Genomic DNA, 14,929 nt, shown 5'->3' on the forward strand with positions numbered 1-14,929 from the left:
AAAAACTTACCTAAATAAACAATTAATCAATGGAACGCTTCACAGGACTCATCGGTATTGCCCTCATTTTGGGCATCGCTTATTTTATGTCGAACAACCGAAAAGCAATTAATTACAGAACTGTCGGAGTGGGGCTTTTACTTCAGAGCGGACTGGCCGTATTTATTCTCAAAACATCGCTTGGACAGGCAATTTTTGAATGGCTTGGAAAAAGAATCCAGACTGTTTTGGGTTTGGCCGATAAAGGTGCTGATTTTGTGTTTGGTCCTTTAGTTAGCCCGTTAATGCTCGGAAAAGTATTTGGTCAAGAAACGATTTTTTTCTTTAAAATTATCCCGACAATTATTTTTGTGGCTGTATTGGTAAATATTCTTTATCATTTGGGCATTATGCAAAGAGTGGTAGCGGTTTTGGCGAAAGGCGTAAAATGGCTTATGGGCGTAAGCGGAGCTGAGGCTTTATCAAACGTTGCGAGTGCATTTGTGGGGCAAGTTGAAGCTCAAATCATGATTAAGCCTTACCTCAAAAATATGACTCAAAGTGAGTTGATGTCGTCAATGGCAGGAAGTTTTGCTTGTATTGCAGGCGGTGTAATGGCTCTTTATATTTCGTTTGGTGTACCTGCTCCGTACCTTTTAGCAGCGAGTATTATGGCTGCTCCTGGAGCTTTGGTTATTGCAAAAATCATTTATCCAGAAACACAAGAATCTGAAACAAAAGGAACTGTAAGTGTAGAAATCAAAAAAGCACATGCCAATCTACTTGATGCCATTGCGGCAGGTGCGAGCGAAGGATTGAAAGTTGGTTTCAACGTGATTGCGATGTTGATTGGTTTTATTGCTTTGATTGCTTTGGTTGACCTTATTTTACATAAAACGGGTATGGTTTGGGGACAAGACAACTTGAGTATGAATTTTATTCTTGGAAAAATATTCTCAGTTTTTGCTTGGGCAATGGGTGTTCCTTCAAAAGATATTGAAGTGGCTGGTTCGTTGATGGGAACAAAAATGGTTGTTAACGAATTCGTGGCTTACCTCGAATTATTGAAAATCAAAGGTACACTTGACCCTAAAACGTTGGCAATTACAAGTTTTGCTTTGTGTGGATTTGCTAATTTTAGTTCAATTGCTATTCAAATTGGTGGCATTGGAGAATTAGCACCAACTCGCCGTCAAGACTTAGCTAAATTGGGCTTCAAAGCATTAATTGCAGGAACTTTAGCAAGTTATTTGTCAGCAACAATTGCGGGTTTACTGATTTAGTTTTGAACGAATAAAAACAAAAAGGGTGAATAAAATATTTTATTCACCCTTTTTGTTTTTATCAAATTATTTCTCCGCTCTATAATACATTGTAGAACTATTTTCTTTTCTCAAAATCTGTTTTGCCATTTTTTGCAAACTTTCTGGTGTTACGGAAGCTATTTTTTGAGCATCATCGTTACACCAATCAACATTTCCAGCATTTGCTGCAAAAGCCAAATTCATAGCACGATTCAATAATTCCACTTCTGAAAAAGCCATTGTTGATTCTGATTGATTCTTTACCTTTTGCAATTCACTTTCTTCCAAAGCATTATTGACTAAATCAGCAACAATTTCTTCAATGGCAGCATCGGCTGTTTCTAGGCTCACACCTTCGTTTAAGTTGCCTTGTATCATCAATAAACCTGGGTCGAGCGAAGCAGTTACATAGCCTGAAACGTTATTAAAAAGTTGTTTTTCTTTGACCAATTTTGTGTAAAGTCTCGAAGATTTACCACGACCCAACACATCACTTAATAAGTCAGCATTATAGAAATTTTCATCAAATCGGCCTGGCATATGATATGCTTTATAAATAGCATTGAGAGGCACTTTTGCTGATGTTTCTAAGAATTTAGGTGCAGTTTGCGGTTTTTCTTTAGGTAAATTTCTAACGTATTTTTCACTCGCAGGAATTGGCTCAAACCATTTTGTGCAAAGTTCTTTTATTTGTTCCAAAGTTATATCACCAGCAACAACCAAAATGGCATTGTTAGGCAAGTAATATTTGTAAAAAAAGCTTTTTACATCATCCATTGTAGCTTCTTCAATATGGCTAATTTCTTTGCCAATAGTTGCCCAACGATAAGGATGTTGTTCATATATCAACGGTCGGAGTTTCAACCAAACATCGCCATAAGGTTGATTGAGATAACGTTGTTTAAATTCTTCAATTACTACTTTTCGCTGTACTTCCAATACTTTTGGGTCGAATGAAAGACTCATCATGCGGTCAGATTCGAGCCAAAAAGCAGTTTCGATATTTTGAGCAGGAAGCGTGATGTAATAATTTGTAATATCGGGCGAGGTAAAAGCATTATTTTCACCACCAACCTTTTGTAACGGTTCGTCATAAGACGGAATATTTTTCGAGCCACCAAACATCAAATGCTCAAAAAGGTGAGCAAAGCCAGTTTTGTTTTCATTTTCATCACGAGAGCCAACATTATAAAGAATATTAAATGCTGCCATTGGCGTTGTATGGTCTTCGTGAACGTAAACTTCTAAGCCGTTTTGTAATGTAAAGTGTTGGTAATTAATCATTAGAACGCAAAGTGCAAAAGCACAATTAAGAATTTAGAATTAAGAATGACAAACGAATTTTTAACAATTAACCTTTTAAGTCTCACAAATCTTATTAATTGAGTCAAATTAATATATTGCAAAGTTAAAACATCTTTTGGAAAGCAAAAGTTTTAATCTAAAATAGCTACTTTTGCCCAAACGAAAATAAATTTATGAATATCAGAATAGGACAAGGATACGATGTACATCAATTAGGCGAAGGCTACGATTTATGGTTAGGTGGCGTAAAAATACCACATACCGTTGGTTCGGTAGGGCATTCGGATGCTGACGTATTGCTTCATGCGATGTGTGATGCACTTTTGGGTGCGGCTGCAATGGGCGATATCGGCAAGCATTTTAAAAATACTGACCCTCGTTGGAAAGGCATCGATAGCAAAATTTTATTGAAAATAGTTGTTGAAATGCTTCAAAAAGAAGGCTATAAAATCGGGAATATTGATTCAACAGTTTGTTTGCAAGAACCCAAAATTGGCAAATATATTCCAGAAATGATTCAGGCAATTGCAAGTGTTACTGGTTTGCCCGATAATTGTATCTCAATTAAAGCAACAACAACGGAAGAAATGGGTTTTGTAGGACGAAAAGAAGGTTTAGAAGCCCACGCCGTAGCGTTAATTTATAAAGATTTGAATTAAGAAAATAGCATTTTTGCATTTCTGAATAAAATTAGACAAGCGTGTCGCAGAAATAAGACTGTGACACGCTTTTTTAGTAAAGGAGATACATTAACTCAGTTTTCATCGCCATTTTTGTCCATATTGTCGAAATATGATTTTTCGTTATTTGGAATTATCTCATTTTCATTAAATTGCAGAATACATTTTAAAATTTGCCTATTTAATGAAAAAACTTGTACTAACCGTTAGCATCATGCTGACTATCAATTATTTACAAGCTCAACAAATCAAGATTGGTGACAACGCTGGAGCTGTAACTTTTGAAGAATACGAACCTAAATCTACCCTTGTAGTTCCAGGAAAAGTCATTACAAGAGCTAAATTTCCATTCATTGATGTGCATAATCATCAATGGGAAATGAAAAGTAAAGAAGATTTGACCAAGCTCATTACAGAGATGGATAAAATGAACATGGGTTTGATGTGCAATTTAAGTGGACGAGGATTTGGGCAAGACGAAGCTAAAAGTACGGCTGGTTTGGTTGGTATGATTGAGGCTGTGAAAGAAAACTATCCTACTCGTTTTGCGATTTTTACAAACATTGATTTCTCGAAAATAAATGAACCAGATTGGACAGCCAAAGCTGTAAAAATGCTGGAGGAAGACGTTAAGCTTCGTGGAGCAAAAGGCTTAAAAATTTATAAAAGTTTAGGGTTTAGTGTTAAAGATAATGGCAAGTTGGTTGCCGTTGATGATGCACGTATTGACCCAATTTGGGCTAAAGCAGGTGAACTAGGTATTCCAGTATTGATTCATACGGCTGACCCTGCTTCTTTTTGGGACCCGCTCAATGCCCAAAACGAACGTTGGCTCGAGCTTAAAACGCACCCTGGCCGTAAGCGTGAAGCCGCAGCAGGCAAAGATTTTTCTTGGGAAGAACTCATTGAGCAGCAACATAATGTATTCAGAAAACACCCAAAAACCACATTTATTAATGCACACATGGGGTGGTATCCTAATAATTTATCGAAATTAGATAGCTTGATGGAGGCATTTCCTAATATGTATGCCGAAATCGGGGCCGTTATTGCCGAATTGGGTCGTCAACCTCGTATGGCAAAGAAATTTTTTGAGAAACGTCAAGACAGAATTTTATTTGGAAAAGATTCATGGGTTCCAGACGAATATCAAACTTATTTTAGAGTGTTGGAAAGTGAAGACGAGTATTTTCCTTACCACAAAAAATACCATGCTTATTGGCGTATGTATGGCATGGGATTATCTGACGAAGTTTTGAAAAAAGTGTATTATAAAAATGCTTTAAAAATAATTCCAGGCTTGGATAAAAGTAAGTTTCCAAAATAAAAATTAAAGAAAATGACGAATGGTTTAATTAATAAACTGTTCGTCATTTTTATTACCTAAACTAAACCAAAATCATGAAAAAAAGTTGCATCTTCATCGCTACAATCTTGATTGTGAGTAACTTAGCTTTTTCTCAAAAGAAAAAAACTATTGTCGCTCCAGTGCCTGACAAACTCGAATTATTGAAACAAGAAGTTATCAAGAAAATTGATGACCGACAAAAATTTACTCAAGAAGTAAATGACCAAATTTTTAGTTTTGGCGAATTAGGTTTTCAAGAATACGAAACTTCAAAGTATATTACCAATCTACTCGAAAAAAACGGTTTTACGGTCGAACGTGGGGTTGCTGGAATGCCAACAGCATGGATTGCCAAATGGGGTTCGGGTAAACCAGTTATTGCTATTGGTAGTGATATTGACTGTATTCCGAAAGCATCTCAAAAACCTGGTGTTGCTTACAAAGAGCCAATTGTTGAAGGAGCTCCAGGGCATGGTGAAGGCCATAATTCTGGTCAAGCTCTTAATATTACTGCAGTGCTTGCTTTGAAAGAAATCATGGAACGTGAGAAAATTGCAGGAACGCTAATGCTGTGGCCAGGTGTGGCTGAAGAGCAAGTAGGAGCGAAGGCAATTTATGTGCGTGATGGTTATTTTAAGGATGTTGATGCGTGTATTTTTACGCACGTTGGTGATAATTTGGGGGTATCGTGGGGAGATGCAGGAAATACGGGCTTGGTATCAGTGAAATTCCACTTTGAAGGCGTTGCGGCTCATGCTGCTGGAAATCCATGGTTAGGAAGAAGTGCATTGGATGCCGTAGAATTAATGGATATTGGTTGGAATTTTAAGCGTGAACACTTGGAAACTACTCAACGCTCTCACTATGTAATTTCGGACGGTGGAGACCAGCCAAATGTTGTTCCGTCAAAAGCAACGGTTTGGTACTATTTACGTGAACGAACCTATCCTAGAATCAAGAAATTGTTTGATAATGCGATAAAAATTGCTGAAGGAGCTGCTTTAATGACCGATACTAAATTTACTTACGAAATTTTGGGAAGTGCTTGGCCAGGTCATTTTAATAAACCAATTGCCGAAACAATGTATAATAATATCAAGCGAGTAGGCTTACCACAATGGTCGGAAGAAGATCAAATTTTAGCAAAAGCTAGTCAAAAGGAATTGAAATCATTGAAAATGGATGGTTTAGCAACAAAACTTGACACAATGAGCGAGCCTGTTTATTCACCAAATATTATCCGTCAAGGAGGCTCAGATGATATTGCAGATATTTCTTGGTCTTTGCCAACGGTAGTTTTGCGTTATCCTTCAAATATGCCTGGAATGCCAGGTCATCATTGGGCGAATGCTATTACGATGGCTACTCCAATTGCTCACAAAGGCTGTACTGCTGGGGCAAAAGCTGAAGCTTTAACGTTGTTAGATATGCTTTTTAAACCAGAAATTATCAAAAATGCTTGGGAATATTATAACAAAGAGCAAACGAAGGAAATTAAATATACACCTCTAATCTCGAAAGATGATAAACCTGCGATTCAGTTGAACAAAGAAATTATGGAGAAATTTCGCCCAGAAATGAGTAAATATTATTATGATTCAACTAAATACAAAACGTATTTGGAACAATTAGGAATTAAATATCCAACTTTAAGAGAAGACCAATTGAAAGGATTAAATAAATGATCTTAGTAAAAGCGATGGTCGAAAACAAAATTTTCGACCATCGCTTTTTCAGTCTTCGGGAAAAGGGATGAATACAAATCCTGCAAATTCGGCTTCGATTACAAATAAGCAACAATATTCGTCGGCATTTTTAAAGTTTTCCTTGAAAAGCTCGACAGATTCTTCCCCAATCAATTTTCTCTGTACAAATTCATCTAAAAAAGAGGCTTTATAATCAAATTGGGTTTCAAAATCAAGTCTGGTAAAGAGCATTTGACCAACCTCAACCATTGTACGAGCGACCACAAAAATCGGATTTTCGGAGAAACCTCTTTTCCTGATTTGGTACGATGCTTCTTTCAAATGGTCAGCTACTTTAATGAAATCTCCTGCCACTTGACTCATTATTTTTTGGTCAAGTTCGGGTGAATTAACATCATCTAAAATTGTATTTTCGTTTGAATGCGAAGTCATTTTTTTAATAATTAATTGTAAATGTTTCTAAGAACAAAAAAATTACATCCGAGCAGCAATTAAAAGACCTAAATCTCGGTAACGTAAATTGAATCTTTGTGCAATTGTTAGGTTTGTTAAACTGCCTTTGAAACAATAAACTCCTTTGGTAAACCATTGTTTTGCAAAAATCATTTCCTCAATACCACCAACATTGCCAGTTTTCAATAAAAAAGGTGTAAAAACATTGCTCAAAGCGATACTTGCAGTGTGTGCTACCCTCGAAGCAATATTTGGAACACAATAATGAGTAATACCATATTTTTGAAAAGTTGGATGTTTATGCGTTGTCATTTCGGAGGTTTCAAAGCAGCCTCCTTGGTCGATAGAAACATCAATAATAATGGCATTAGGGTTCATTTTTGAAACCATTTCCTCCGTAACCAACATGGGCGAAAGTCCATCTTCAGCACGCATCGCACCGATAACAACATCGGCACGTGCAAGAGCATCTGTCAATGTTTCAGAATCAATTATTGATGTATAAATATGTTGTCCAACCGCATATTTAAGGCGTTGAAGTCGGTAAATATGTTGGTCGAAAACTTTGATTTCTGCACCTAAACCAAGGGCGGTACGTGCAGCGTACTCGCCAACTGTTCCAGCTCCAATAATGACAATTTTTGTTGGAGGAACTCCCGTTATTCCGCCTAAAATCATTCCTCTTCCATCATGGACACTACTTAAATATTCGGCTGCAATGAGCATGACAGTACTTCCTGCAATTTCGCTCATCGTTCGGATGATTGGAAAATTGCCAACTTTATCTTGAATCAGTTCAAAACCAATGCCTGTTACTCGTTTTTCGTTGAGTTTTTCAAAATAGGAGCGAGTAAGATTCGGTACATTTAACGTGGAAATTACCGTTTGCCCTGATTTCAAAAAATCCATTTCACTGTCAACCAAAGGTTCGATTTTTAGAATCAAATCGGCCTCAAAAACCTCTTTTGGACTATAAACTATTTTTGCTCCAGCTTCACTATAATCATTGTCCAAAAATTTAGCACCTTCACCTGCACCTTTTTCAATCAATACTTTGTGTCCATTTCTGACCAATAACGTTACTGATTCTGGCGTAAGAGCAATGCGGTTTTCTTGTAGCGAAACCTCACGAGGTAAACCAATAAAAAGGTTTTTTTTGCCTTTTTTTATCATTTCTGGCGATTCCTGTGGGTAAAGCGTAGATTGTCTTGCTAATTCTGAAATAGATTGTCCTGTCATAATATATTAAGTTCTGACCACTGTTCTGACGTTTTTATGCAATACCAAATGCTATATTTCGAGTCAAATCTTCTTCCAAATTAATTGTTATTTTGAAAAAATCATCAGGTAAAATGGACTCAATTTTTCCGGCCCATTCTAGCAAACAAATATTTCCTGAATCGAAATACTCTTCAACGCCAAAATCAAGGGCTTCTTCTTCTTTTTTAAGTCTATAAAAATCAAAATGATAAATAGTTTTGCCTTTATCGGTCAAATATTCATTAACGATTGAAAAAGTAGGGCTTTGAATATTTCCTTTTACGCCTAATTCTCTACAAATCGCTTTTATTAAAGTAGTTTTTCCAGCACCCATTTCGCCTTCAAAAATCCAAATATTTTTTGTTCCTGCGGCTGCAATTACTTGGCGAGCCACTTCAGATAATTGTTCGATTTTATAAATCATTGTACCTACTTTAAGTATAAATATCCTGCAAAAATCGCATAAATACTCAAAATAATTTCAATCTTATTTATGAAATTTACTTTTCGTAAAAAAAACAAATTTTCTTAGGCAATATATGCAGAAATCTGTTGATTTTTCGAGAACTTTGTTGAACAAAAAGGAAAAAGTCAGTTTATCAGTTGATATTCGTCACAAAAAAAATCGAAAAATATCATCATTAAGAAGGTATTTATCTTTTATTTTTTCTAGAAAAACGCAACTTGATTAACTCGTTTTTATTTTGATTAAACCCATATATAAGTTCTTATAATGTTCCAAGACCGAAAGCAAATCATTCTTAGTTTTTTCTTTTTAGTTTGCGGTATTTACTTGTTGAGATTACTATATCTTCAAGTAATTGATGACCAATATCACACAATTGGTTCGACAGGAGCTTTGAAAAAAGAAGTGCAGATTCCTTTACGTGGGCAAATTTATGACCGTAATGGAAAACTGCTCGTGGCAAATGTTGATGTTTATGATATGTATGTAACGCCTTATAAAGTTAAACAAATGGACACATCAATGTTCTGTCGTTTGTTTAATATTTCTCGTACTTATTTTGATAGTACGATGGCGGTTGCTAAAAGCTATTCACGTAACCGTGAGACACTTTTTCTACGACAATTATCGAAAGAAGATTATGCTCGTGTAGCTGATGCAATGGTGAGTTTTCCAGGATTTAGATTTGAGTTGTCATTTTTTAGGACATATCCTGCACACACCATGTCTAATGCACTTGGTTATATTGGTGAAATCAGTAAAAAAGCTTATGAAGACCAAGAAGTTGAATATTACAGAAGTGGAGATTATGTCGGAATTACTGGATTAGAAAAACAGTACGAAATGGAATTGCGGGGAAGGCGAGGAGTCAAGTTTACGATGATGAATGTTCACGGTGAAAATAAAGGGTCATATTCGGATGGAGAATTTGATACTTTAGCAGTAATTGGGAAAAATTTATATACAACCGTTGATGTTGAAATACAACAATTGGCTGATAGCCTTTTTCAGGGAAAAACTGGTTGTGCAGTTGCCATTGAACCCGCAACTGGCGAGGTATTGGCAATTGGCTCTTATCCATATTATGACCCAAATATTCTTTCGGGAAAACAGTTTGCTAAAAACTTTAAAGAACTTTATCGAAATCCAGATAAACCACTGAATGACCGAGTAGCAACTGGTTTTTTTAGACCAGGCTCAACTTTTAAGTTGGTTCAAGCGTTGGTTGCTCTACAATTAGGTGCAATTGCTCCTTCAACGGCGTTTCCTCTGGGCGGAGCTCCTGTAAAATGTCATAATCACCCTGGTTCACCAAACGACTTACATAATGCGGTGCGTTTTTCTTGTAACCCATATTTTTACAATGTTTTTCGTAAAACTATGTCGGAAACAAGCGAAACAAATCCATTCAAAGCAGCTCCAATTATGCTTTCAAAGTGGCACGAAATGGTGGAGAAATTTGGTTATGGTCAAAAATTAGGTATAGATTTACCCTCAGAGTCTTCTGGTTTGTTGCCAAGTGTAAAATATTATGACAAACGTTATGGGGCTTTTCAATGGAAATTTTCAAATATATATTCATTAAGTATCGGTGAAGGAGAGGTTTCGGTCAATATGCTTAAAATGGCAAATTTGGCCGCAACAATTGCTAATCGAGGATATTGGGTAACACCACATTTAGTTAGAGGTATTGGACAAAATGGTAGAGGCCTCAAACCCGACCAAAAACAAATTCATCGTACAGAAATTGATTCGAGACATTTCGAGGCAATTATTGGTGGAATGCAAGATGCAGTAGAAAGAGGTACAGTTGGTGGTGGTGCTGGTATTGTAGAAGGAATTGCAATTTGTGGAAAAACAGGCACTTCTCAAAACAAAAAAGGAAAAGATAATTCAGTTTTTATAGCTTTTGCTCCACGTTATAATCCTAAAATTGCGATTGCAGTGATGGTTCAAAATGCAGGTTTTGGGGGGTCAGTAGCTGCTCCAATAGCAACTTTGATGATTGAGAAATATCTGAATCGAGTAATTAAACGTACTGCTATCAAAGAACGAATGCTTAATTTGAGCATACGAACCGTTGAATCAATGGCGGCTGGCGGAGCTTCAAAAGATTTGAGAAGTTTATCACCACAATCCAACAAACCAACAATTTCGGAACCAACTGCTCCGAAATCCAAACCACAAAGTGAACCTGTAAAGGTGATAAAAACAACATTTGTAAAACCCAAAGAGACAAACCTAAATTCAACAAAATAGTATGGCACGTGATATTGATATTAGAGAAGGGATTGATTGGACAACCGTATGGCTTTATGCGGCATTAGTTATTTTTGGATGGTTGAATATTTATGCAGCAATTTATAATCCAGAAAACCCAATAACTATATTTTCGACATCTCATAATGCAGGAAAACAACTACTTTTTATTTGTTTATCGTTTATTTTGATACTTATAATTTTATTTGTTGACTACAAAGTCTATGATTCGTTTGCTTATATCTTTTACGGATTTATTATCCTACTTTTGGTTGCAACTATTTTTTTAGCAACCGAAATCAAAGGCTCTCGCTCTTGGATAAAACTAGGAAGTACGTTTTCATTTCAACCTGCCGAGTTTTCAAAAGTCTTAACAGCTTTAGCTTTATCTCGGTTTTTAAGTACTCAAGGTGTAAGTTTTACAAAAATTCGTGATGCAATCGTAGCGGGATTAATCGTCTTTGTGCCACCAATTATTATTATTTTACAAAAGGAAACAGGTTCAGCTTTGACTTTTGCGGCATTTATTGCCGTTTTCTACCGTGAAGGTTTGCCTGGGATTTATCCAGCTTTGGGAATTGCACTTGCAATATTATTTGTGTTAGTATTATTTTTCGATAAACTATATGTTGTTGCAGGACTGGCAGTTGCATGTGCAATGTTTTGGTATATTTTCTTGAAACGCTACGAACGTTCCAGACAAAACTTTACACGATTAGTTGGTGTGTTTTTAATGGCATCTATTTTTGTGTTTGGCGTAAAGTTTTTTACTACAAATATTTTACAACCTCACCAACAAAAACGTATTCAAGTTTTAGTAAATCCTGATTCTGACCCACTCGGTGCTGGTTGGAACGTTACTCAGTCGAGAATTGCCATTAGTTCAGGTGGCGTTATTGGGAAGGGATATTTACAGGGTACACAAACAAAATTTGACTTTGTTCCCGAACAATCAACCGATTTTATTTTTTGTACAGTTGGAGAAGAATGGGGCTTTTTTGGGAGTTTAATTGTGATTCTGATTTTTGCAGCTTTGCTAAATAGACTCATTAATTTGGCTGAAAAACAACGGAGCAAATTTTCACGAATCTACGGTTATTGCGTTGCGTCAATTCTGTTTTTTCATTTATTAGTAAATATTGGCATGACAATCGGACTGATGCCCGTAATTGGCATTCCTTTACCTTTTCTAAGTTATGGTGGTTCATCTCTTTGGTCATTTACCATTTTGTTGTTTATTTTCTTGAAATTGGATGCCCACAGAAGTTATAAGGTGTAAGCTTTTGAGACATTATGAAAATGATTACTCTTTGATTTATTCAAAATAATTATTTAATTGCTTCATCTATTTACTACTAAACCTTATATTATTTATGGCAAATCCAGCATTTTCAGAAAAAACATTCACCAAAATTGACTTTTCGTACGACAAAAGTGACATAATGACTGTTGAAAGTACTTTAACTAAAGTCGGTATTTTACTTTTTATTCTTGCTGCTTCTTCTGCGGTATCTTGGGTTGCATTAATACAAGGTTGGAGCATCGCTCCAATGCTTATTCCTGCGGGTTGTATTGGTGGCTTGCTTTGTGCAGTAATCTTAGTTTTCAAAAAAGAATGGTCTCCTCAATTAGCTCCAACTTATGCTTTGCTTGAAGGTTTGGCAATTGGAGCAATTTCTGCTATTTTTCAAGAATTTGCTTTAATCGCAGCAGGCCTAACTTTTGGGATAGTCTTTGTGATGTGGTTTTTATACAAAACTCGTATTTTACAAGCAACTCAAGGTTTTATTTTTGGAGTTACGGCTGCAACAGGAGCAGTTTTTTTGCTTTATATGCTCACTTGGATTTTGGGAATGTTTGGTGTGAATGTGCCTTATATCCATGAGGGTGGCATAATTGGAATTATTTTCTCTCTAGTGGTAATTACAATTGCTGCCATGAATCTTATTATTGATTTTCATTTAATTGAACAAGGAGCTGAAATGCAAGCCCCCAAATTTATGGAGTGGTATGCCGCTTTTGGTTTGATGGTGACAATTGTTTGGTTATATCTCGAAATATTGAAGCTTTTATCAAAATTATCACGCAAATAATACAATTAAAAAAGGCTTCAATATTAATTTTGAAGCCTTTTTTAATAAAATGGATAAAACTACAACTGTTTTTCGCCTTCCATCGTAGAACCTTGAATCGTCAGCTTTACTTTAACAACGGCTTTCGTTTCATTTCTAACAAATTCAACAGTACCGCCATAACCAACTACTTCAAAAATATCTATTTGTGGTGTAGGTGCAAGTTCTGCTGAACCTTGACCAACGGCTTCACCCATTAGCTTTCCATTAGCAATCGTGATAATTAGCTCTTCAATAGGAGCATCTTTTACTTTGTATTTACCAACTAATTCTTTCAAAGCTACAGTATCAACTGCAATAGGAGCAGGTGTAGCAGCAGTTTGAGCTAAAACAGTTAGATTTAAGGCGAAAATGCCCAAGAGAAAGAAGAAAATAGTTTTTTTCATTAGAAATGTATTTTGTGGTTTGAATAATTACGATTTTTAAACGTCTATAAATATAAATTAGTTTTCTTATTTCAAATATAATTTTTTAAAGATTTTTTTTTAATATATATCCAAATAATTGTTCCTTCTGATTTTACGAAATAAAGATTGATAAAAAGTGCGTTTTTATATGACTATTGTCATTAAAGCTGTACTCAAAAAAGTTTCTTTTTGCACAAAAAAATCTCAAACTATCATGCTTATTACCACAGCCGAAGAGGCTTTAAAATTAGTAAAGTCAGCCGATAAAATTTTTGTTCATAGTGTAGCCGCAGTACCGCACCATTTGATAAATACGCTTGTAAAAAGAGCGGATTCACTAAAAAATATCGAAATATATCACCTTCATACCGAAGGTGAAGCTCCATATACAAAGCCCGAATATGCGGGTGTTTTTCATACGAATGCTTTCTTTATTGCTAGTAATACAAGAAAAGCAATTGCCGAAGGCAGAGGAAGTTATATTCCCATTTTTTTGTCGGAAATTCCAAAGCTTTTTAGCCAAAATATTATAAAGCTTAACGTAGCATTGATTTCAGTTTCAACGCCCGATAAAAGTGGTTTTTGCTCACTCGGAACTTCAGTCGATGCTACTTTAGCTGCCATTGATTCGGCTGATATCGTGATTGCCCAAATCAATAAATACGTGCCTCGAACCCTAGGAGATAGTCAAGTCCATACGAGTAGAATCAATTATTTTGTGCCTTTTGATGAACCTCTCCACGAAGTTTCATGGGGCGAACCCACTTTAGAGCATCAACAAATCGGCAATCATGTGGCTTCATTGGTTGAAGATGGGGCAACTTTGCAAATGGGAATTGGCAGTATTCCGAATGCTGTTTTGGCTGCTTTAGAGCATCATAAAGATTTAGGAATTCACACCGAAATGTTTTCTGATGGAATTATTCCTTTGGTTGAGAAGGGAGTAATTACAGGAAAATATAAGAAACGTAATCGAGGGAAAATTATTTCAACATTTCTTTGTGGATCGAGAAAACTATATGACTTTGTAGATGATAACCCATTAGTAACCATGATGCGGGTTGATTATGTGAATGATACGTCTATTATTCGCCAAAATCCCAAAGTGACGGCAATAAATAGTGCTATCGAAATTGATATTACAGGTCAAGTTTGTGCAGATAGCATTGGTTATAATATGTATTCGGGTGTTGGTGGACAAATGGATTTTATTAGAGGAGCGGCCCTTTCTGAAGGTGGAAAACCAATTATTGCACTCAATGCAACAACTGGTAAAGGGCTGTCGAAAATTGTTTCTCATCTAAAAGAAGGGGCGGGTGTTGTAACAACCCGTGCGAATGTTCATTATGTGGTAACCGAATTTGGAATTGCCTATTTATTTGGTAAAACCCTCGTTGAACGAGCGAAAGAATTAATTAAAGTGGCTCATCCTGACCACCAAGAAGAATTGGCAAAAGCTGCTTATGAACGATTAAAACATCAATATTCATCAATTATTTAGGTTTTGATAAGTTTTCAAGGAAAATAATATAACTGTTTAATGTGTTTATTTTAGATAAAAAAACTACAAAAATTTGTTTTAATAAATAATATATCTATTTTTGCTAAAAAATAAGGATAAAATAATTTT

Annotated in this window: 13 protein-coding genes; 8 read left to right on the forward strand and 5 right to left on the reverse strand. The window is 35.8% G+C overall.

Features of this window, described 5'->3' with window-relative positions; translation table 11 throughout:
* Nucleotides 1-29: 29 nt before the first annotated feature.
* Entirely contained in the window at nucleotides 30-1,262 is a 1,233-nt protein-coding gene (locus tag MJQ71_RS01075) for a NupC/NupG family nucleoside CNT transporter (protein ID WP_238803867.1), read from the forward strand.
* A 66-nt stretch (nucleotides 1,263-1,328) separates the two neighbouring features.
* Here MJQ71_RS01075 and MJQ71_RS01080 read toward each other — a convergent pair whose 3' ends face one another.
* Complete coding sequence (locus MJQ71_RS01080) at nucleotides 1,329-2,567, reverse strand: M16 family metallopeptidase (protein ID WP_238803868.1); 1,239 nt, start codon at nucleotides 2,565-2,567, stop codon at nucleotides 1,329-1,331.
* 194 nt (nucleotides 2,568-2,761) lie between these two features.
* On the opposite strand from MJQ71_RS01080, the gene ispF reads away from it, so the two are divergent.
* The 3 genes from ispF to MJQ71_RS01095 all read left to right on the forward strand — a co-directional run bounded on the left by ispF (nucleotide 2,762) and on the right by MJQ71_RS01095 (nucleotide 6,301).
* Nucleotides 2,762-3,247 (forward strand): 2-C-methyl-D-erythritol 2,4-cyclodiphosphate synthase, encoded by a 486-nt coding sequence (ispF, locus tag MJQ71_RS01085; protein ID WP_238803869.1) that lies wholly within the window; start codon nucleotides 2,762-2,764, stop codon nucleotides 3,245-3,247.
* 205 nt (nucleotides 3,248-3,452) lie between these two features.
* Nucleotides 3,453-4,595 (forward strand): amidohydrolase family protein, encoded by a 1,143-nt coding sequence (locus MJQ71_RS01090; protein WP_238803870.1) that lies wholly within the window; start codon nucleotides 3,453-3,455, stop codon nucleotides 4,593-4,595.
* Between the two features lie 74 nt (nucleotides 4,596-4,669).
* The gene (locus MJQ71_RS01095) at nucleotides 4,670-6,301 is read left to right on the forward strand and encodes an amidohydrolase (RefSeq protein ID WP_238803871.1); all 1,632 of its coding nucleotides are present in this window, start codon (nucleotides 4,670-4,672) and stop codon (nucleotides 6,299-6,301) included.
* 48 nt (nucleotides 6,302-6,349) lie between these two features.
* Here MJQ71_RS01095 and MJQ71_RS01100 read toward each other — a convergent pair whose 3' ends face one another.
* From MJQ71_RS01100 to tsaE, 3 genes are read right to left on the reverse strand one after another with little or no spacing between them, the layout of a single operon-like run.
* Entirely contained in the window at nucleotides 6,350-6,754 is a 405-nt protein-coding gene (locus MJQ71_RS01100) for a hypothetical protein (RefSeq protein WP_238803872.1), read from the reverse strand.
* A 42-nt stretch (nucleotides 6,755-6,796) separates the two neighbouring features.
* Nucleotides 6,797-8,014 (reverse strand): alanine dehydrogenase, encoded by a 1,218-nt coding sequence (locus tag MJQ71_RS01105; RefSeq protein ID WP_238803873.1) that lies wholly within the window; start codon nucleotides 8,012-8,014, stop codon nucleotides 6,797-6,799.
* Between the two features lie 34 nt (nucleotides 8,015-8,048).
* Entirely contained in the window at nucleotides 8,049-8,459 is a 411-nt protein-coding gene (gene tsaE / locus MJQ71_RS01110; protein WP_238803874.1) for a tRNA (adenosine(37)-N6)-threonylcarbamoyltransferase complex ATPase subunit type 1 TsaE, read from the reverse strand.
* Nucleotides 8,460-8,768: 309 nt separating this feature from the next.
* On the opposite strand from tsaE, the gene MJQ71_RS01115 reads away from it, so the two are divergent.
* From MJQ71_RS01115 to MJQ71_RS01125, 3 genes are all read left to right on the forward strand, one after another.
* Nucleotides 8,769-10,760, forward strand: coding sequence for a penicillin-binding transpeptidase domain-containing protein (locus tag MJQ71_RS01115; protein WP_238803875.1), 1,992 nt, complete (start codon nucleotides 8,769-8,771; stop codon nucleotides 10,758-10,760).
* Between the two features lies 1 nt (nucleotide 10,761).
* Nucleotides 10,762-12,039, forward strand: coding sequence for a rod shape-determining protein RodA (gene rodA / locus MJQ71_RS01120; RefSeq protein WP_238803876.1), 1,278 nt, complete (start codon nucleotides 10,762-10,764; stop codon nucleotides 12,037-12,039).
* A 94-nt stretch (nucleotides 12,040-12,133) separates the two neighbouring features.
* Nucleotides 12,134-12,853, forward strand: a complete 720-nt coding sequence (locus tag MJQ71_RS01125) for a Bax inhibitor-1/YccA family protein (protein WP_238803877.1) — start codon at nucleotides 12,134-12,136, stop codon at nucleotides 12,851-12,853.
* 59 nt (nucleotides 12,854-12,912) lie between these two features.
* Here the strand turns inward: MJQ71_RS01125 and MJQ71_RS01130 are convergent, their stop codons facing one another.
* On the reverse strand, nucleotides 12,913-13,278 hold the full coding sequence (locus MJQ71_RS01130) for a hypothetical protein (RefSeq protein ID WP_238803878.1): 366 nt from the start codon (nucleotides 13,276-13,278) through the stop codon (nucleotides 12,913-12,915).
* 235 nt (nucleotides 13,279-13,513) lie between these two features.
* Here MJQ71_RS01130 and MJQ71_RS01135 point away from each other — a divergent pair, with 235 nt between their 5' ends.
* Nucleotides 13,514-14,800: an acetyl-CoA hydrolase/transferase family protein gene (locus MJQ71_RS01135; protein ID WP_238803879.1), complete on the forward strand. Its 1,287-nt coding sequence runs from the start codon at nucleotides 13,514-13,516 to the stop codon at nucleotides 14,798-14,800.
* Nucleotides 14,801-14,929 lie beyond the last annotated feature (129 nt).

Source organism: Emticicia aquatica (assembly GCF_923079645.1).
Taxonomy (GTDB): domain Bacteria; phylum Bacteroidota; class Bacteroidia; order Cytophagales; family Spirosomataceae; genus Emticicia; species Emticicia aquatica.

Coding starts and splice junctions, on each gene's coding strand:
- MJQ71_RS01135 (WP_238803879.1), top strand. CDS start 13,514: ATGCTTATTACCACAGCCGAAGAGGCTTTAAAATTAGTAAAGTCAGCC.
- MJQ71_RS01100 (WP_238803872.1), bottom strand. CDS start 6,754: ATGACTTCGCATTCAAACGAAAATACAATTTTAGATGATGTTAATTCA.
- MJQ71_RS01090 (WP_238803870.1), top strand. CDS start 3,453: ATGAAAAAACTTGTACTAACCGTTAGCATCATGCTGACTATCAATTAT.
- MJQ71_RS01080 (WP_238803868.1), bottom strand. CDS start 2,567: ATGATTAATTACCAACACTTTACATTACAAAACGGCTTAGAAGTTTAC.
- MJQ71_RS01125 (WP_238803877.1), top strand. CDS start 12,134: ATGGCAAATCCAGCATTTTCAGAAAAAACATTCACCAAAATTGACTTT.
- MJQ71_RS01115 (WP_238803875.1), top strand. CDS start 8,769: ATGTTCCAAGACCGAAAGCAAATCATTCTTAGTTTTTTCTTTTTAGTT.
- tsaE (WP_238803874.1), bottom strand. CDS start 8,459: ATGATTTATAAAATCGAACAATTATCTGAAGTGGCTCGCCAAGTAATT.
- MJQ71_RS01075 (WP_238803867.1), top strand. CDS start 30: ATGGAACGCTTCACAGGACTCATCGGTATTGCCCTCATTTTGGGCATC.
- ispF (WP_238803869.1), top strand. CDS start 2,762: ATGAATATCAGAATAGGACAAGGATACGATGTACATCAATTAGGCGAA.
- MJQ71_RS01130 (WP_238803878.1), bottom strand. CDS start 13,278: ATGAAAAAAACTATTTTCTTCTTTCTCTTGGGCATTTTCGCCTTAAAT.
- MJQ71_RS01095 (WP_238803871.1), top strand. CDS start 4,670: ATGAAAAAAAGTTGCATCTTCATCGCTACAATCTTGATTGTGAGTAAC.
- MJQ71_RS01105 (WP_238803873.1), bottom strand. CDS start 8,014: ATGACAGGACAATCTATTTCAGAATTAGCAAGACAATCTACGCTTTAC.
- rodA (WP_238803876.1), top strand. CDS start 10,762: ATGGCACGTGATATTGATATTAGAGAAGGGATTGATTGGACAACCGTA.